Raw genomic sequence first — 16,918 nt, 5'->3', positions numbered from 1 at the left:
GTATTCGCGGACGACAGAAAAGTCATGTGATTCAACATATGCTTGAATCGCATGCGAAATATCTGTCAATCGCCCTCCAGCCTTGGCGTGCTCCAATCCTTTATACAGACTTTCTTCGGTTACGTCAAGTAGCCGCTGTGTCTCTTCTGTGATTGTTCCCACTGGATAAGTCCAAGCGGAATCTCCATGGTATCCATTATAGTAGGCACCGATGTCGATTGAGATAATATCTCCATCTTTCAATACCCGTTTTCCTGGAATGCCATGAACAAGCTCTTCGTTCACCGAAGCACAAACACTACCGGTAAAACCGTTATAGCCTTTGAACGATGGCGTCGCACCTTGGCTGCGAATGTAATCTTCCGCAATCCGGTCGAGCTCAAGCGTCGTGATTCCTGGTTTAATGTGCTGTTTGAGCACCTGGTGCGTTCGAGCAACAATTTGCCCAGCCTCACGCATAATCGCAATTTCACGAGGCGTCTTCGTGATGATCATTCAGTATCACCGAGTAATGCTTTGACATCGGCATATACGACATCGATTGGACGATCTCCATCCAATGTACGAAGATACCCTTTTTCAGCGTAAAAGTCAATGAGTGGTTTCGATTGCTCGATGTTGACGTCAAGGCGACGGCGAACCGTTTCCTCTTTATCGTCTTCACGTTGCATGAGTGCCGACCCATCCACATCACAGATGCCTTCCACTTTTGGTGGGTTGAAGATCACGTGATATGTCGCACCACACGTTGGGCAGATCCAACGACCTGTCAAGCGTGGAACGAGAATTTCCGCATCCACATCGATGTTGACGACGTGGTCAATCTGTTTCCCCAAATCTTTAAGCAAACTTTCGAGTGCCTCTGCTTGAGCAACAGTACGCGGGAATCCATCGAGTAAGAAACCTTTTTCTGTGTCATCTTGGCTAAGGCGTTCACGTACGATTCCGATTGTTACCTCGTCCGGTACGAGTTCACCTTTATCCATGAATGACTTGGCTTCTTTACCGAGTGGCGTTCCGCCTTTGATTGCCGCACGAAACATGTCGCCTGTCGAAATGTGAGGGATTTGGTACTCTTCTACGATTTTAGCAGCTTGAGTCCCTTTCCCAGCACCCGGTAAGCCCATGAGTACTAGATTCATCTCGGTTAGCCTCCAGTTTTGATTTTCACGAAGGGCTTGTAAACACGACAGGAAGGAAGGGTCAACCCTTCCTTCCGCTTTAACGGATAAAGCCTTTATAGTGTCGTTTTACAAGTTGACTTTCGATTTGTTTCATCGTTTCGAGGGCTACCCCGATGACGATCAACAAGCTCGTTCCTCCGATTTGAACGGAAGTTGGAAGACCGGCAAGCTTAATGAAGATTGTCGGCATGATCGCCACGAGCGATAAGAAGATCGCTCCGAAGAAAGTCAATCGATACAGCAACTTCGTGATGTACTGTTCTGTTTGCGCCCCAGGACGAATCCCAGGAATATAACCACCTTGCTTCTGCAGGTTTTCTGCCATTTGCTCAGGGTTGACCTGAATAAATGTATAGAAGTAGGCAAACGCAATGATTAACGCAACGTAAATCGACATTCCGATTGGCGCCGTCGTGTCAAAGTACGTCTGTAATTTTTGCGTTGTCTCCGGCGAAGCAATGAAGCTTGCAACAGTTGGTGGTGTTACCATGAAGGAAATCGCGAAGATAACCGGGATAACACCTGCTGCGTTTAGTTTGATTGGCAAGTGCGTTGACTGACCGCCCACTGGGGTACGGTTCGCCGTGCGTTTTGCATATTGGATTGGAATTTTGCGTGCCGCTTGTTGAACATAAATGATCCCAACCGTCACAGCCAAAATAACAAGTGCCAATACAACCAAGTAAACGATATTAATGAACAATGCATCTCCAGCGTTTTGGAGTTTTGTTTCATAAATCTGCGTGAAGATTCTTGGGAACCCGGCGACGATACCGGCGAAGATAATGATGGAAATACCATTCCCAACACCTTTCTCCGTTGTCATTTCACCAAGGAACATCAAGAACGCTGTACCCGCAGTGAGTACAATCGCGATCACAAAGTAAGTTGCCGTTCCCCACGTCTCATTGACGAGACCTGGGTAGAGGCGGTTAAATCCAAACGACAGTGAAGTCGCTTGGACAAAGCCTAAGATGATCGTCCCATAGCGCGTGACCGTCGCTAACTTTTTACGGCCCGCCTCTCCTTGTTTAGCCCATTCGGCAAACTTTGGAACGACGTCCATTTGTAAAAGTTGCACAACGATCGATGCCGTAATGTACGGCATGATCCCCATTGCGAACAAGGAGAAGTTCTGTAAAGCATTTCCTCCAAACAAGTTCAAGAAGTCAAGAAGACCTCCTGAGTCAAAACGCAACACATCCGTATTCACCATCGGCACCGGGATATGAGCCCCGATGCGGAAAATGATGATGATTGCGAGTGTGAAGAGAATACGCTGTCGAATATCTTTCACGCGCCACATATTGGAGATCGTCTGAAACATCAGATCACCTCAACTGTACCGCCAGCTGCTTCGATTGCTTCTTTCGCTGCACCCGAGAACTTGTTGGCTTTTACAGTCAATTTAGTTTCAAGCTTGCCGTTAGCAAGGACCTTGATTCCGTCTTTAGCAGAGCTGACAACACCAGTCTCGATTAAGAGTTCTGGAGTAACTTCAGTACCTGCTTCGAAACGGTTAAGCGTGTCTAGGGAAACAACCGCGTACTCTTTACGAGTTGGGTTGTTGAAACCGCGTTTTGGAAGACGACGGTAAAGTGGGTTTTGTCCACCTTCAAATCCTGGACGAACGCCACCGCCCGAACGAGCTTTTTGACCTTTGTGTCCACGACCAGAAGTTTTACCGTTACCAGTCGCCATACCGCGACCGACACGGTTACGTTCGTGACGTGAACCTGGAGTTGGCTTCAATTCATGGAGTTTCATAGTGGCACCTCCTTATTTATTAAAATCTTTATTATTCGTTGATTTCTTTTACAGTCACAAGGTGCGACACTTTATTGATCATACCGCGCATCGCGACGTTGTCTGGGACAACGACCGTTTGATGCATTTTGCGAAGACCGAGTGTACGTACAGTAACACGCTGACCTTCCGGACGACCAATTGTGCTGCGTGTGAGGGTGATTGCGAGTTTCGCCATGTCTAGTTCCCTCCCTTAGTTAAGAAGTTCTTCTACGCTTTTACCACGTAGTTTAGCAACTTCCTCTGCTTTTTTGAGCTCAGTCAAGCCCTGTACCGTCGCACGGACGATGTTGATCGGTGTGTTTGAACCTAACGATTTCGAAAGGATGTCACCTACACCTGCAAGTTCGAGCACCGCACGAACTGGACCACCAGCGATAACCCCAGTACCTTCAGAAGCTGGTTTCATGAATACACGACCTGCTCCGAATACTCCTGTGATTTCGTGTGGAATTGTTGTACCAACCATAGGTACTTGTACCATGTTTTTCTTAGCGGCTTCAATAGCCTTGCGAATCGCTTCTGGCACCTCTTGTGCCTTACCTGTACCGAAACCGACGTGACCATTTTTGTCACCTACGACTACGAGAGCAGCAAAACGGAAGCGGCGGCCACCTTTTACGACTTTCGCGACGCGGTTTACGGTAACAACGCGTTCTTCAAGTTGTTCCATGTTAACGTCTAACTGGCGCATCGAGTGTCCCCTCCTTTTTATTAGAATTTAAGACCTGCTTCACGAGCTGCTTCTGCAACAGCTTTGACGCGGCCATGATAGAGGTATCCACCACGGTCGAACACAACTGTGTCGATACCTTTCTCGAGTGCACGTTCTGCAGCAAGTTTACCAACAGCTTTCGCTGCTTCAACGTTACCGCCATTTGTAAGATCGAGAGCTTTATCTTTCGAAGATGCAGACACAAGCGTTGTTTGTGCCGCGTCATCGATAAGTTGAACGTAAATATGCTTGCTCGAACGGAATACGTTCAAACGTGGACGAGCTGCTGTCCCCGTGATCGTACGACGTACGCGAGCATGACGTTTTTTACGAACTGCATTTTTATCTGCCTTTGTGATCATTTATGCCACTCCTTTCCGTTCATTTCGTGACGAATTACTTACCAGTCTTACCTTCTTTACGGCGAATACGTTCATCAGAGTAACGAACACCTTTACCTTTGTAAGGTTCTGGAGCACGGTACGAGCGGATTTGAGCAGCAACGTGACCGACGCGCTCTTTGTTAATCCCTTTTACGATGATTTGCGTGTTTGAAGGAACTTCGATTTCGATACCTTCCTCAGCAACGTACTCGATTGGGTGCGAGTAGCCGAGGTTGAGGACGAGTTTGTTACCTTGCTTCGTAGCACGGTAACCAACCCCCGAGATCTCAAGTGTTTTTTGGAATCCGTTCGACACACCTTGTACCATGTTGGCAATAAGGGCACGTGTCGTACCGTGAATTGTACGGCTTTCTTTCGATTCGTCTGGACGAACAACCGTCAATTCGTTCTCTTCAACTTTGATTTCCAATGCCGGGTTAGCTGAAAGCGAAAGTTCACCTTTAGCACCTTTTACTGTGACCGTGTTGTCATTAGCAACTGTTACAGTAACGCCAGCAGGAATCGTAACTGGTTTTTTACCAATACGTGACATTGATTACACCTCCGTTCTTGTTAGAAAAGTGACTTACCAGATGTAGGCGAGCACTTCGCCGCCGACTTGTTGTTGGCGAGCTTCTTTATCAGTCATAAGACCTTTAGATGTCGAAAGAACTGCGATCCCGAGTCCTCCGAGTACTTTAGGTACTTCATCAGCTTTTGCGTATACGCGAAGACCTGGTTTCGAAATACGTTTGAGACCAGTGATTACACGTTCGTTGCTTGCTCCATATTTAAGGAAAAGACGAAGTGTACCTTGTTTAGCGTCCTCGATATATTCAACATCGCGAATGAAACCTTCACGCTTAAGGATTTCAGCGATCTCACGTTTAATGTTCGAAGCTGGAAGCTCCATTTTTTCATGGCGAACCATGTTAGCGTTACGGATACGTGTAAGCATATCTGCAATAGGGTCTGTCATTACCATGCGATGTACCTCCTTTCACACTGTTAGTGGATTACCAGCTTGCTTTTTTAACACCAGGGATTTGACCTTTGTATGCAAGATCACGGAACTTGATACGGCTGATCCCGAATTTACCCATGTAACCATGCGGACGACCTGTGATGCTGCAACGGTTGTGCAAGCGTACAGGTGACGAGTTACGTGGCAATTTGCTGAGTCCGATATAATCGCCTTCAGCTTTCAACTTCGCACGCTTTTCAGCGTACTGGGCAACGAGTTTCTCGCGTTTAAGTTCGCGATTCACCATTGACTTTTTAGCCATGTTGTCGACCTCCCTCTAGATTATTTTTGGAATGGCATACCGAGAAGTGTGAGCAATTCACGTGCTTCTTCGTCTGTGTTTGCTGTTGTAACAACAACGATGTCCATACCGCGTACTTTAGATACTTTATCGTAATCGATCTCAGGGAAAATAAGTTGCTCTTTCACGCCAAGCGTGTAGTTACCGCGTCCGTCGAATGCTTTCTTCGATACACCGCGGAAGTCACGTACACGTGGAAGTGAAACAGTTACCAATTTGTCGAGGAAATCGTACATGCGCTCGCCACGAAGTGTAACCTTCGCACCGATTGGCATACCTTCACGAAGTTTGAAACCAGCGATTGATTTCTTCGCTTTCGTTACGAGTGGTTTTTGACCTGAAAGAATTGTTAATTCTTCAACTGCCATATCAAGTGCTTTCGAGTTCGAAACAGCGTCACCTACACCCATGTTGATGACAATCTTTTCGACTTTCGGTACTTGCATGACCGAGTCATAGTTGAATTTATCCATCATCGCTTTCACGATGTCGCTTTTATACTTCTCTTGCAAACGGTTCATAGTCGAATGGACCTCCTTTCGTCACGTTCTTCTTATTTATCGAGTGATTCGCCCGATTTCGCGACACGAACTTTTTTACCATCGACTACTTTGAAACCAACACGAGTTGGTTTGCCAGTTTTAGGGTCGAGTGGCATTACGTTCGAGACGTGAATTGGTGCTTCGATCTCAAGGATCCCGCCTTGTGGATTCGCTTGTGAAGGTTTCGCGTGTTTTTTCATCACGTTTACGCCTTCAACCACTACGCGGTTTTTGCTTGGCATAGCTTTGAGGATAACCCCTTGCTTGCCTTTATCTTTACCAGACATTACCTGGACTGTATCGCCTTTTTTAACATGCATCGTTTGCGCACCTCCTTATAGGATTGAAATTGGAAATTAAAGTACTTCCGGTGCCAACGAAACGATCTTCATGAATTCTTTTTCACGAAGTTCACGTGCAACTGGCCCGAAGATCCGTGTGCCGCGTGGGCTCTTGTCATCTTTGATAATGACTGCTGCGTTCTCATCGAAACGGATGTACGAACCATCTTTACGACGAGCGCCGCGTTTTGTACGAACGACAACTGCTCTGACAACGTCACCTTTTTTAACAACGCCACCTGGTGTTGCTTGTTTTACCGTTGCGACGATGATGTCACCGATGTTTGCAGTCTTACGACCAGAACCACCGAGGACTTTAATTGTCAACAGTTCACGCGCGCCAGAGTTGTCTGCTACTTTCAAGCGAGATTCTTGTTGAATCATGCGAGTGTACCTCCCTCCGGATGTTTAATAAATCCGAACTGTTATTAGATGATTACTGATTCTTCTACTACTGTTACAAGACGGAAACGTTTGTCTTTAGAAAGAGGACGTGTTTCCGCGATGCGAACGATATCGCCCACTTTAGCGACGTTGTTCTCATCGTGTGCTTTATATTTCTTCGTGTAGTTTACACGTTTGCCATAAAGTTTATGACGAACCTTTGTTTCTACTGCGACGACGATCGTTTTGTCCATTTTGTCAGACACGACGCGACCAGTGAACACTTTACGGTTGTTGCGTTCCATGAGTGTTACCTCCTCTCAAGAATCCGATGTAATTAGCCGTTGTTGATGCCGAGTTCGCGTTCACGAAGAATCGTTTTAGCACGCGCAATCGACTTGCGTACTTCACGGATACGAGCAGGATTCTCAAGCTGACCTGTAGCAAGTTGGAAGCGAAGGTTAAAGAGTTCTTCTTTCCACTCGCCCACTTTACCGTTGAGCTCTTCAGTTGTTGATTGACGGAGATCAGTTGCTTTCATTCGTATCACCACCATTTTCTTCACGTTTCACGAACTTACATTTTACTGGAAGTTTGTGCGATGCAAGACGAAGTGCCTCACGTGCCACTTCCTCAGATACACCTGCGATTTCGAACATTACTTTGCCAGGCTTAACTACAGCTACCCAGCCTTCTGGAGCACCTTTACCCGAACCCATTCGGACTTCGAGAGGCTTTTTAGTGTACGGCTTGTGTGGGAAGATCTTGATCCACACTTTACCACCACGTTTCATATAACGTGTCATTGCAATACGTGCTGATTCGATTTGACGGTTTGTAATCCAGCTCGCTTCGAGAGCTTGGAGACCGAACTCACCGAAGTGTACAGTTGTGCCGCGTTTAGCGTTCCCGCGCATTTTACCACGGTGTACACGACGATATTTCACGCGTTTAGGTAACAACATAGTGTGTTGCCTCCTTCCTGAAAGAGTGTTTATTATTCAGCGTTTTTCGCTGTGTTGTTTTTTGTTGGAAGAACTTCACCGTGGTATAACCAAACTTTTACGCCGATTTTACCGTAAGTTGTGTCAGCTTCAGCTGTTCCGTAGTCGATGTCGGCACGGAGTGTGTGAAGTGGAACTGTTCCTTCCGAGTACTTCTCTGAACGAGCGATATCAGCGCCACCAAGACGACCAGAAACTTCTGTTTTGATCCCTTTGATGCCAGTACGCATCGAACGTTGAATAGATTGTTTCATTGCACGACGGAATGATACGCGACCTTCCAATTGACGAGCAATGTTTTCTGCTACAAGCTTCGCAACAGCGTCAGCGTTTTTCACTTCAACAACGTTGATGTGAACGCGTTTTCCGTCAGCGATTTTTGTAATGTGTTTACGGAGTGATTCGATTTCAGAACCACCTTTACCGATTACCATACCTGGCTTCGCAGTGTGAAGCGAAATGTTCACGCGGTTTGCAGCGCGTTCGATTTCAACTTTAGAAACACTAGCATCCTTCATTTTGTTTTCGATGTATTCACGAATAACGAAGTCTTCATGAAGGAGATCAGCGTAGTCTTTCTCAGCGTACCAACGCGAATCCCAGTCTTTGATAACACCAACGCGAAGACCGTGCGGATTTACCTTTTGACCCACTACATATCCCTCCTTATTTCTCAGTTACCACGATGTGGATGTGGCTTGTGCGTTTGTTAATACGGCTTGCGCGACCCATCGCACGTGGGCGGAAGCGTTTGAGTGTTGGACCTTCGTTTACGTAAGCTTCTGTTACAACGAGGTTCTCAATGTTCATATCGTAGTTGTGCTCTGCGTTAGCAATCGCTGATTTTAATACTTTTTCAACGACTGGCGATGCTGCCTTGTTCGTGTGAGCAAGGACAGAGAGCGCTTCGCCGACTTGTTTCCCGCGAATTAAGTCTACAACGAGACGTGCTTTGCGAGGAGCAAGACGGACCATATTAGCTGATGCTTTAGCTTGCATGGATTTGACCTCCCCTCAAATTACCGTTTCGTTTTCTTGTCTGATCCGTGACCTTTGTACGTGCGTGTTGGAGCGAATTCACCAAGTTTGTGACCAACCATGTCTTCTGTCACGAATACTGGTACGTGTTTACGACCATCGTGCACACCGAACGTGTGACCCATGAATTCTGGGAAGATCGTCGAGCGACGTGACCAAGTTTTGATGACTTGCTTCTCACCAGATTCGTTGAGTTTGTCAACTTTAGCGAGTAAGTGGTGATCTGCGAATGGACCTTTTTTCAAGCTGCGACCCATGTTAGAACCTCCCTTTGGAATGATTCGGGAACGGCCCTTTCGAACCGCCCGAGAATCATGTAGTAATTATTTCTTACGGCGACGAAGGATGTACATGTCGCTCGATTTGTTTTTCTTACGAGTCTTAAGACCAAGAGCTGGTTTACCCCAAGGAGTAAGTGGGCCCGAACGACCGATTGGCGCACGACCTTCACCACCACCGTGTGGGTGATCAACCGGGTTCATTACAGAACCACGTACTGTTGGGCGTTTGCCTAACCAACGTGAACGTCCTGCTTTACCGATGTTTACGAGTTCGTGTTCTTCGTTACCAACTGAACCGATTGTCGCGCGGCAAGTGCCGAGGAACAAGCGTGATTCACCTGATTGAAGACGAACGATGACGTACTTGCCGTCACGTCCTTGGATTTGTGCCGATGCACCAGCCGCACGAACTAGCTGACCGCCTTTACCAGGCTTAAGCTCGATGTTGTGGATTGTTGTACCGACAGGGATGTTTACGAGTGGAAGAGCGTTCCCCACTTTGATATCCGCTTCAGGACCAGACATGATTTCCATGCCTACTTTGATGCCCTTAGGAGCGAGGATGTAACGTTTCTCACCATCTACATAGTTGATGAGTGCGATGTTTGCTGAACGGTTTGGATCGTATTCGATCGTTGCTACGCGTCCTGCAACGCCATCTTTGTTACGTTTGAAATCGATGATACGGTATTTACGCTTGTGACCGCCACCTTGGTGACGAACAGTCAAGCGACCTTGGTTGTTACGTCCGCCTTTTTTCGAAAGCTTTTCAGTTAACGATTTTTCAGGGCGATTCGTTGTGATCTCTGCAAAGTCGAGAGATGTCATGTTACGACGACCGTTAGTGGTCGGCTTAAACTTTTTGATTGCCATCGAGGATTCCCTCCTTTTCTTCTAAGGTAGTTAATTAACCGAGGAAGTCGATTGTGTTGCCTTCAGCAAGGGTTACGATCGCTTTTTTACGACGAGCTGTGTAACCAGAGTGACGACCGACACGTTTCGCTTTCGGTTTGTAGTTCATTGTGTTTACCGAAGCAACTTTCACGTTGAAGATTGTTTCGATAGCGTGTTTCACTTGCGATTTAGTCGCTTTTACGTCGATTTCGAAAACGTATTTGTTAGCTTCCATGAGGCTAACTGAACGCTCAGTGATGATCGGACGTTTGATGATATCGTATGCTTGAGCCATTATGCAAGCACCTCCTCTACCTTCGCAACCGCATCTTTAGTGAAGATGACTTTGTCGTTAGCAACGAGGTCAAGAACGTTTACGCCTGCTGCGTCGATCACAGTCACTCCTGGGATGTTACGAGCTGCGAGAGCGATAGTCTCATTGTAGTCCGCTGTGACTACAAGAGCCTTACGTTCTACTGATAAGCTGTTGAGTACAGCAGCCATATCTTTTGTTTTTGGTGCATCGAAAGCAAGGCCTTCGAGGACGATGATTTCGTTGTTTTGTACTTTCGACGAAAGAGCCGAGAGAAGTGCTAAACGACGAACCTTCTTAGGAAGTTTGTAAGAGTATGAACGTGGTGTTGGACCGAAGACTGTACCACCACCAACCCATTGTGGTGAGCGGATAGAACCTTGGCGCGCACGACCAGTTCCCTTTTGTTTCCATGGTTTACGGCCGCCACCGCGTACTTCCGAGCGACCTTTCGTATCGTGAGTACCTTGACGGCGTGATGCTTGTTGCATGACGATTGCGTCGTAAAGTACTGATTCGTTTGGCTCGATTCCGAAGATGGCTTCTGCCAATTCGATTTCGCCAACTTGTGAACCTGTTTGGTTAAGCAAAGCTACTTTAGGCATTCGTAATTCCTCCTTTCCGTGCAGTTAATTAGTTACCTTTGACCGCTGATTTGATGATGACGTTCGATTTACGAGCGCCTGGGATAGCACCTTTCACGAGGAGAAGGCCACGTTCCACATCAACTTTAACGACTTCAAGGTTTTGAATTGTTTTACGCTCTCCACCCATTTGACCAGGAAGAAGTTTCCCTTTAAATACGCGGTTAGGAGCGACAGGACCCATCGAACCAGGACGACGGTGGTAGCGCGAACCGTGAGCCATTGGTCCACGTGATTGTCCGTGACGCTTGATCGCACCTTGGAATCCTTTACCTTTCGATGTACCTGTTACGTCTACTAATTCACCTGCAGCGAAAATGTCTGCCTTAATCTCTTGACCGATTTCGTATCCTTCTACTGAAGTACGAACTTCTTTGATGAAGCGCTTAGGTGTCGCGTTTGCTTTCGCAGCGTGACCTTTTGATGGTTTGTTTTGACGTGATTCTTTGATGTCTCCGAAACCAAGTTGAACTGCTTCGTAACCGTCTGTGTCAACTGTTTTAAGTTGAAGAACGACGTTACCTTCTACAGCAACTACTGTTACTGGTACAACTTCGCCTGCTTCGTTGAAGATTTGAGTCATACCAAGTTTTGTTCCTAAGATTCCTTTAGCCATGAGATACACCTCCTGTTAATAATTAATTGTCTCTTCTGGCTAGTATCTACTATATGAAGAATTAAAGTTTGATTTCGATGTCTACACCTGATGGTAACTCGAGACGCATAAGCGAATCGACTGTTTTCGGTGTTGGGTTTACGATGTCGATCAAGCGTTTGTGTGTACGCATTTCGAACTGCTCACGAGCATCTTTGTACTTGTGAACCGCACGAAGAATCGTGTAAACCGATTTTTCAGTTGGGAGCGGGATTGGACCCGATACCTTTGCACCTGAACGCTTCGCAGTGTCAACGATCTTCTCAGCTGATTGATCGAGAACGCGATGGTCATATGCTTTTAAACGAATACGAATTTTTTCATTTGCCATGTTTGTTTCCCTCCTTTGTCGCCTACTTTAAAAATAGACAATTCTCCGCGGAAATTTCCACACCGGCCATGGCAATGCTGCCTGGCGTGTCATAACCTCCCGCTTCAACGCAGCGTGCTTGTGTCAGCAGAGGCATCCGATCATTGCAAATCAACGATTGGACCCGTTTTCTGCTGTAAAGTCTCTCACCACTCGCACAAACACTTAATCATTATATCTAATCTGGTCATGGAATGCAAGATTAGATTTTTGAAGTTGCTGGTTGTCTGATGAGTTGCTCAACGTTCCCTAATGTAACAAGATTCGCGAGCTTTTGCAAGCAAAAATTCATTCTTTTATTGAACTATTTTTCAAACGAACTCCCATGTCAACTCGACCTAGCGTTTCATCACCTCTCCAAAAAGCTCTGTCACCCCTTCTATGACCGATTGTGGCGCTCGTTTTAAACAGTCTTGAACAATTCCTTCATTAACACTGTGCGTCTTGAAATAGCGGAGCAATGACGCTAATTTATCCTCTCGTCCGATGACCGTGTAAAGGACGACCCACTCTTCTAGGTGCATCCATTGTCCATCTGGTTCAATGAAAGGATGCGTATAGATTCCGTCGGTACACTTCATTCGGAAACTAGACATGACGTCCACATCTGTTCCCTCGAATATATACTCTCCAAAGTAGGTCGTTACGTATGCGTCGTGAGGATCTGATGGTTTCTTCTCCCCAGCACGACTAAGTACGCGATCGATTTTTTCAAACTGGTCCGGTTCAACAAAAACATCGATGTCATTCGTTACCTCGACGATGCCATGATGCTTTAACAGCTCAGAACCGCCAATGCGATACTCAATCCCATTCAAGCGACAAATAGTCTCTAGTTGCTTCAGCATGACGCCACTCCTTTCTCGTATGCCTCATCTTACCATGTTGTGATGGAAACACAAAAAAGCAGCCCGCATATTGCGGACTGCTTAATGTTGTTCAGTTGAATCAATCGATTACTCGATGATTTCTGTTACTGAACCAGCACCTACAGTACGGCCACCCTCACGGATAGAGAAACGTGTACCGTCTTCGATCGCGATTGTAGAAATCAATTCGATCGTCAACTCGATGTTGTCTCCTGGCATTACCATTTCAGTACCTTCTGGAAGGTGAACGATACCTGTTACGTCAGTTGTACGGAAGTAGAACTGCGGACGGTAGTTCGCGAAGAATGGCGTGTGACGGCCACCCTCTTCTTTAGAAAGAACGTAGATTGATGCTTTGAATTTAGAGTGTGGTGTGATTGAACCTGGCTTAGCAAGTACTTGTCCACGCTCGATGTCGTCACGTGATACACCACGGAGAAGTGCACCGATGTTGTCGCCAGCTTCAGCATAGTCAAGAAGCTTACGGAACATCTCTACACCAGTACATACAGTTTTCTTCGTTTCTTCTGTAAGACCAACGATTTCGATCTCGTCGTTGACGCGGAGAACACCACGCTCAACACGACCAGTCGCTACAGTACCACGACCAGTGATTGAGAATACGTCCTCAACAGGCATCATGAAGTCTTTTTCAGTGTCACGAACTGGTTCTGGGATGTACTCATCAACAGCGTTCATGAGTTCCATAACTTTTTCTTCCCACTGAGCTTCACCGTTAAGTGCGCCAAGTGCAGAACCTTTGATTACAGGGAGGTCGTCGCCTGGGAAGTCGTATTCAGAAAGAAGTTCACGGATTTCCATTTCAACGAGTTCGAGAAGCTCTTCGTCGTCTACCATGTCAACTTTGTTCATGAATACTACGATGTAAGGAACACCTACTTGACGTGAAAGAAGGATGTGCTCACGTGTTTGTGGCATTGGGCCATCTGTTGCAGATACAACGAGGATCGCGCCGTCCATTTGAGCAGCACCAGTGATCATGTTTTTAACATAGTCAGCGTGTCCTGGGCAGTCAACGTGTGCGTAGTGACGCTTGTCAGTTTCGTACTCGATGTGAGCTGTTGCGATTGTGATACCGCGTTCGCGCTCTTCTGGAGCACCATCGATTTGGTCGAACTTAGTAGCTGTTTTACCTTGTGCACGTGAAAGTACAGCAGAGATTGCTGCAGTCAAAGTTGTTTTACCGTGGTCAACGTGGCCAATTGTACCAACGTTAACGTGCGGCTTAGAACGGTCGAATTTTTCTTTACCCATTCTAGATTCCTCCTCTATTAAACGATTAGTTTTATTTAACTAGGAAGACGTAGGCTACTTTTAACATACGTCCTCCTTAGCTTACAACAATCAATCTAGCGATACAACCGTTATTAGCCGTTCGCTTTTTTGACGATTTCTTCAGCGATTGATTTCGGTACTTCTTCGTAGTGATCGAAGTGCATCGAGTACGTTCCGCGTCCTTGTGTACGTGAACGAAGTGATGTTGCGTAACCGAACATTTCTGAAAGTGGAATCATCGCTTTAACGACTTGTGCGTTACCGCGAGCTTCCATACCTTCTACGCGTCCACGGCGTGACGTGACGTCACCCATGATGTCACCCATGTATTCTTCTGGGATAACAACTTCAACACGCATCATTGGCTCAAGGATAACAGCTTTCGCTTGGTCCTTAAGTTGTTTAACCGCCATCGAAGCAGCAACTTTAAACGCCATCTCGTTCGAGTCGACATCGTGGTACGAACCGAATACGAGACGAGCTTTAACGTCTACTACTGGGTAACCAGCGAGGATACCGTTTTCGAGAGCTTCTTCAATCCCGTTTTGAACAGCAGGGACGTATTCACGTGGTACAACACCACCGACGATCTTGTTCTCGAACTCGAATCCAGCGCCTTCTTCGTTCGGCTCGAATTCTACGACAACGTGACCGTACTGACCGCGTCCACCAGACTGACGAACGAATTTCGAATCGATCTTCGCAGCGCCACGGATTGTTTCACGGTAAGCAACTTGTGGTGCACCAACGTTAGCTTCTACTTTGAATTCGCGACGCATACGGTCAACGAGGATGTCAAGGTGAAGCTCACCCATACCAGAGATGATCGTTTGACCAGTCTCAGGGTTTGTTTCAGTGCGGAATGTTGGATCTTCTTCTGCGAGTTTCGCAAGAGCTTGACCCATCTTATCTTGGTCTGCTTTCGATTTAGGCTCGATTGCAACCGAGATAACTGGTTCTGGGAACGTCATTGACTCGAGAACGATGTTATCTTTCTCAGAGCAAAGCGTGTCACCAGTAGTCGTGTCTTTGAAACCAACAGCAGCGGCGATGTCACCAGCGAATACCATTGGAATCTCTTCACGGCTGTTTGCGTGCATTTGAAGGATACGACCGAGACGCTCACGCTTCCCTTTAGTCGAGTTCTTCACGTATGATCCTGCTTCAGCTGTACCAGAGTACACGCGGAAGAACGTCAATTTACCGACGTAAGGGTCAGTCATAACTTTGAACGCAAGTGCTGAGAATGGAGCTTCATCAGAAGGCTCACGCGTGATTTCTTCTTCTGTATCGAGGTTGATCCCTTTGATTGACTCTACATCAACTGGTGATGGGAGGTAATCAACAACGGCGTTAAGCATGAGCTGAACACCTTTGTTTTTGAAGGCAGAACCAACGAGTACAGGGTAGAATTCAACGCTAAGTGTCGCTTGACGGATTGCAGCTTTCAATTCATCGATTGAAATCTCTTCACCTTCAAGGTACTTCATCATCAACTCTTCGTTGAAGTCAGCAACACCTTCGATCAATTGACCACGAAGTTCTTCAGCTTGGTCAGCCATGTCAGCTGGGAAGCCGTCTATTACTTCGATGTCAGTACCGAGGTCGTTGTTGTACATGTAAGTCTTCATTTCAACGAGATCGATGATCCCTTTGAAATCGTCCTCTGCTCCGATTGGGAGTTGGATCGCGTAAGCGTTCGCTTGAAGACGATCGTGGAGCGTCTTCACAGAGTACAAGAAGTCTGCGCCGATTTTATCCATCTTGTTGACGAATACGACACGTGGTACACCATATGTCGTCGCTTGACGCCATACAGTTTCTGTTTGTGGTTCTACACCTGACTGAGCGTCAAGTACAGCAACCGCACCATCAAGTACACGGAGTGAACGTTCAACTTCTACAGTGAAGTCTACGTGTCCAGGTGTATCGATGATGTTTACACGGTGGCCATTCCACTGTGCAGTTGTCGCAGCCGAAGTGATTGTGATTCCACGCTCTTGCTCCTGCTCCATCCAGTCCATTTGTGAAGCACCTTCGTGCGTTTCACCAATTTTATGGATACGACCTGTGTAATAAAGAATACGTTCAGTTGTTGTCGTTTTACCGGCATCGATGTGAGCCATGATCCCGATGTTACGAGTATTCTTTAGGGAGAATTCTCTTGCCATACTGGGTATTCTCCTTCCGCATGTTTGATTTTCGTGTGCGCGCACACGATATGATTATACCCGAAAGCCACTCCGTTAAGCCATGCTTGGCGGAGTGGACTTTACGATTAAATTACCAACGATAGTGAGCAAACGCTTTGTTAGCTTCTGCCATCTTATGCATGTCTTCGCGTTTCTTAACAGATGCACCAGTGTTGTTGGCTGCATCCATGATTTCGTTCGCGATACGTTGCTCCATCGTTTTTTCGTTGCGGAGACGAGCGTAGTTCACGAGGTAACGAAGACCAAGTGTTGTACGGCGCTCTGGACGAACTTCTACAGGAACTTGGTAGTTAGCTCCACCTACACGGCGTGCTTTAACTTCAAGTACAGGCATGATGTTGTTCATTGCTTCTTCGAACACTTCCATAGGCTCTTTGCCTGAGCGTTCAGCGATGATGCCAAATGCGTTGTAAATGATAGTTTGAGCTGTACCTTTTTTACCGTCTAACATGACACGGTTAATGAGGCGAGTTACCAATTTCGAGTTGTAGATCGGATCTGCGATAACGTCACGACGTTCTGCACGGTTTTTACGCATCCGAGTACCCTCCTTTCAAAATTTCAATTGTAGTTTAGTTTGCGAGAATTACTTCTTCGCAGCTTTCGGACGTTTCGTACCGTATTTAGAACGGCCTTGCATACGTCCATCAACACCTGCAGT

The 16,918-nt window shown here is 46.6% G+C and carries 28 protein-coding genes and 1 pseudogene; all 29 read right to left on the bottom strand.

Features of this window, described 5'->3' with window-relative positions; all coding sequences use genetic code 11:
* Positions 1 to 495, bottom strand: a 495-nt coding sequence (gene map / locus IRJ25_RS14475; RefSeq protein ID WP_269318554.1) for a type I methionyl aminopeptidase, incomplete at its 3' end; no start/stop codon positions are given.
* Positions 492 to 1,142 carry an adenylate kinase gene (locus tag IRJ25_RS14470; protein WP_012727656.1) on the bottom strand — a complete coding sequence of 217 codons (651 nt, stop codon included), beginning with the start codon at positions 1,140 to 1,142 and terminating at the stop codon, positions 492 to 494. The genes IRJ25_RS14470 and map, both read right to left, overlap by 4 nt.
* A 79-nt stretch (positions 1,143 to 1,221) precedes the next feature.
* Positions 1,222 to 2,511: a preprotein translocase subunit SecY gene (secY, locus tag IRJ25_RS14465; RefSeq protein WP_012727657.1), complete on the bottom strand. Its 1,290-nt coding sequence runs from the start codon at positions 2,509 to 2,511 to the stop codon at positions 1,222 to 1,224.
* Entirely contained in the window at positions 2,511 to 2,951 is a 441-nt protein-coding gene (gene rplO / locus IRJ25_RS14460; protein ID WP_012727658.1) for a 50S ribosomal protein L15, read from the bottom strand. The genes secY and rplO overlap by 1 nt, the downstream gene beginning before the upstream one ends.
* 31 nt (positions 2,952 to 2,982) lie before the next feature.
* Entirely contained in the window at positions 2,983 to 3,168 is a 186-nt protein-coding gene (gene rpmD, locus IRJ25_RS14455; protein WP_012727659.1) for a 50S ribosomal protein L30, read from the bottom strand.
* 15 nt (positions 3,169 to 3,183) lie between these two features.
* A complete protein-coding gene (gene rpsE, locus IRJ25_RS14450; protein ID WP_012727660.1) occupies positions 3,184 to 3,684 on the bottom strand; it encodes a 30S ribosomal protein S5 in 501 nt (166 codons plus the stop codon).
* 20 nt (positions 3,685 to 3,704) lie between these two features.
* Positions 3,705 to 4,067: a 50S ribosomal protein L18 gene (gene rplR, locus IRJ25_RS14445; protein WP_012727661.1), complete on the bottom strand. Its 363-nt coding sequence runs from the start codon at positions 4,065 to 4,067 to the stop codon at positions 3,705 to 3,707.
* A 34-nt stretch (positions 4,068 to 4,101) separates the two neighbouring features.
* Positions 4,102 to 4,641, bottom strand: coding sequence for a 50S ribosomal protein L6 (gene rplF, locus IRJ25_RS14440; protein WP_012727662.1), 540 nt, complete (start codon positions 4,639 to 4,641; stop codon positions 4,102 to 4,104).
* A 33-nt stretch (positions 4,642 to 4,674) separates the two neighbouring features.
* Positions 4,675 to 5,073: a 30S ribosomal protein S8 gene (gene rpsH / locus IRJ25_RS14435; RefSeq protein WP_026824842.1), complete on the bottom strand. Its 399-nt coding sequence runs from the start codon at positions 5,071 to 5,073 to the stop codon at positions 4,675 to 4,677.
* A gap of 31 nt (positions 5,074 to 5,104) precedes the next feature.
* Entirely contained in the window at positions 5,105 to 5,374 is a 270-nt protein-coding gene (gene rpsN, locus IRJ25_RS14430; RefSeq protein WP_012727664.1) for a 30S ribosomal protein S14, read from the bottom strand.
* A 20-nt stretch (positions 5,375 to 5,394) separates the two neighbouring features.
* Positions 5,395 to 5,934: a 50S ribosomal protein L5 gene (rplE, locus tag IRJ25_RS14425; RefSeq protein WP_074035359.1), complete on the bottom strand. Its 540-nt coding sequence runs from the start codon at positions 5,932 to 5,934 to the stop codon at positions 5,395 to 5,397.
* A gap of 32 nt (positions 5,935 to 5,966) precedes the next feature.
* Positions 5,967 to 6,275, bottom strand: a complete 309-nt coding sequence (gene rplX, locus IRJ25_RS14420; protein ID WP_012727666.1) for a 50S ribosomal protein L24 — start codon at positions 6,273 to 6,275, stop codon at positions 5,967 to 5,969.
* Between the two features lie 36 nt (positions 6,276 to 6,311).
* Positions 6,312 to 6,680 carry a 50S ribosomal protein L14 gene (gene rplN / locus IRJ25_RS14415; RefSeq protein ID WP_012727667.1) on the bottom strand — a complete coding sequence of 123 codons (369 nt, stop codon included), beginning with the start codon at positions 6,678 to 6,680 and terminating at the stop codon, positions 6,312 to 6,314.
* Between the two features lie 44 nt (positions 6,681 to 6,724).
* Positions 6,725 to 6,985 (bottom strand): 30S ribosomal protein S17, encoded by a 261-nt coding sequence (gene rpsQ / locus IRJ25_RS14410; RefSeq protein WP_012727668.1) that lies wholly within the window; start codon positions 6,983 to 6,985, stop codon positions 6,725 to 6,727.
* A gap of 32 nt (positions 6,986 to 7,017) precedes the next feature.
* Positions 7,018 to 7,221 carry a 50S ribosomal protein L29 gene (gene rpmC / locus IRJ25_RS14405; RefSeq protein ID WP_012727669.1) on the bottom strand — a complete coding sequence of 68 codons (204 nt, stop codon included), beginning with the start codon at positions 7,219 to 7,221 and terminating at the stop codon, positions 7,018 to 7,020.
* Complete coding sequence (gene rplP, locus IRJ25_RS14400) at positions 7,208 to 7,645, bottom strand: 50S ribosomal protein L16 (RefSeq protein WP_012727670.1); 438 nt, start codon at positions 7,643 to 7,645, stop codon at positions 7,208 to 7,210. The genes rpmC and rplP overlap by 14 nt, the downstream gene beginning before the upstream one ends.
* Before the next feature lie 32 nt (positions 7,646 to 7,677).
* Entirely contained in the window at positions 7,678 to 8,337 is a 660-nt protein-coding gene (gene rpsC / locus IRJ25_RS14395; RefSeq protein WP_012727671.1) for a 30S ribosomal protein S3, read from the bottom strand.
* A gap of 13 nt (positions 8,338 to 8,350) precedes the next feature.
* Positions 8,351 to 8,683 (bottom strand): 50S ribosomal protein L22, encoded by a 333-nt coding sequence (gene rplV / locus IRJ25_RS14390; RefSeq protein ID WP_012727672.1) that lies wholly within the window; start codon positions 8,681 to 8,683, stop codon positions 8,351 to 8,353.
* A 20-nt stretch (positions 8,684 to 8,703) separates the two neighbouring features.
* Positions 8,704 to 8,979 (bottom strand): 30S ribosomal protein S19, encoded by a 276-nt coding sequence (rpsS, locus tag IRJ25_RS14385; protein ID WP_012727673.1) that lies wholly within the window; start codon positions 8,977 to 8,979, stop codon positions 8,704 to 8,706.
* A 66-nt stretch (positions 8,980 to 9,045) separates the two neighbouring features.
* Positions 9,046 to 9,876, bottom strand: a complete 831-nt coding sequence (gene rplB, locus IRJ25_RS14380) for a 50S ribosomal protein L2 (RefSeq protein ID WP_012727674.1) — start codon at positions 9,874 to 9,876, stop codon at positions 9,046 to 9,048.
* Between the two features lie 34 nt (positions 9,877 to 9,910).
* The gene (rplW, locus tag IRJ25_RS14375) at positions 9,911 to 10,192 is read right to left on the bottom strand and encodes a 50S ribosomal protein L23 (protein ID WP_012727675.1); all 282 of its coding nucleotides are present in this window, start codon (positions 10,190 to 10,192) and stop codon (positions 9,911 to 9,913) included.
* Entirely contained in the window at positions 10,192 to 10,815 is a 624-nt protein-coding gene (gene rplD / locus IRJ25_RS14370; protein ID WP_012727676.1) for a 50S ribosomal protein L4, read from the bottom strand. Before rplD ends, rplW begins: the two co-directional genes overlap by 1 nt.
* A gap of 28 nt (positions 10,816 to 10,843) precedes the next feature.
* Entirely contained in the window at positions 10,844 to 11,470 is a 627-nt protein-coding gene (gene rplC, locus IRJ25_RS14365; RefSeq protein WP_012727677.1) for a 50S ribosomal protein L3, read from the bottom strand.
* 61 nt (positions 11,471 to 11,531) lie between these two features.
* Positions 11,532 to 11,840 carry a 30S ribosomal protein S10 gene (rpsJ, locus tag IRJ25_RS14360; RefSeq protein ID WP_074032438.1) on the bottom strand — a complete coding sequence of 103 codons (309 nt, stop codon included), beginning with the start codon at positions 11,838 to 11,840 and terminating at the stop codon, positions 11,532 to 11,534.
* A 377-nt stretch (positions 11,841 to 12,217) separates the two neighbouring features.
* Positions 12,218 to 12,727 carry a hypothetical protein gene (locus IRJ25_RS14355; protein ID WP_269318553.1) on the bottom strand — a complete coding sequence of 170 codons (510 nt, stop codon included), beginning with the start codon at positions 12,725 to 12,727 and terminating at the stop codon, positions 12,218 to 12,220.
* Positions 12,728 to 12,835: 108 nt separating this feature from the next.
* The gene (gene tuf, locus IRJ25_RS14350) at positions 12,836 to 14,023 is read right to left on the bottom strand and encodes an elongation factor Tu (RefSeq protein WP_078147868.1); all 1,188 of its coding nucleotides are present in this window, start codon (positions 14,021 to 14,023) and stop codon (positions 12,836 to 12,838) included.
* A 113-nt stretch (positions 14,024 to 14,136) separates the two neighbouring features.
* Positions 14,137 to 16,215, bottom strand: a complete 2,079-nt coding sequence (gene fusA / locus IRJ25_RS14345; RefSeq protein ID WP_159563152.1) for an elongation factor G — start codon at positions 16,213 to 16,215, stop codon at positions 14,137 to 14,139.
* Positions 16,216 to 16,327: 112 nt separating this feature from the next.
* Entirely contained in the window at positions 16,328 to 16,795 is a 468-nt protein-coding gene (gene rpsG, locus IRJ25_RS14340; RefSeq protein ID WP_012727682.1) for a 30S ribosomal protein S7, read from the bottom strand.
* Positions 16,796 to 16,843: 48 nt separating this feature from the next.
* Positions 16,844 to 16,918, bottom strand: a pseudogene (locus tag IRJ25_RS14335) (30S ribosomal protein S12); the annotation flags it as partial.

This window comes from Exiguobacterium sp. KJ 601 (assembly GCF_027161185.1).
Lineage (GTDB): Bacteria > Bacillota > Bacilli > Exiguobacteriales > Exiguobacteriaceae > Exiguobacterium > Exiguobacterium profundum.
This window is presented reverse-complemented; position numbering and strand designations above follow the sequence as displayed.